This is a genomic window from Wenyingzhuangia sp. 2_MG-2023 (assembly GCF_030548295.1).
GTDB lineage: Bacteria > Bacteroidota > Bacteroidia > Flavobacteriales > Flavobacteriaceae > Wenyingzhuangia.
Genome location: NZ_JAUOSB010000185.1, coordinates 1 through 238, shown reverse-complemented (window position 1 = coordinate 238; position 238 = coordinate 1). Strand labels below are relative to the sequence as shown.

1 protein-coding gene is annotated in these 238 nt (G+C 62.6%); it reads right to left on the bottom strand.

Going from position 1 to position 238, the window contains the following annotated elements:
* A partial coding sequence (locus Q4548_RS17005; protein ID WP_303457272.1) for a hypothetical protein occupies positions 1 to 238 on the bottom strand: 238 nt, incomplete at both ends.

The following is a 238-nucleotide window of genomic DNA, read 5'->3' as shown; positions in this document are numbered from 1 at the left end:
CGCATGAAGCGAATGACTCGCTTCGTGACGGCCGCCTTCCGATTCTTGAGGCACTGCACCTCGTCGAAGATGAGGAGGTCGGGCTTCAGCTCGGCGAGCTTGCTCGCGTGGCTGACCCGGCTGAGGGCCTCGTACGACAGCATCGTGAGGCCATCGGGGATGCGCCAGTTCTCCCGGTACTTCGCAAGCTCCTTCACCGTCTTGCGGAGGAGGTTCGCTCGCGTGATTAGGACTGGTC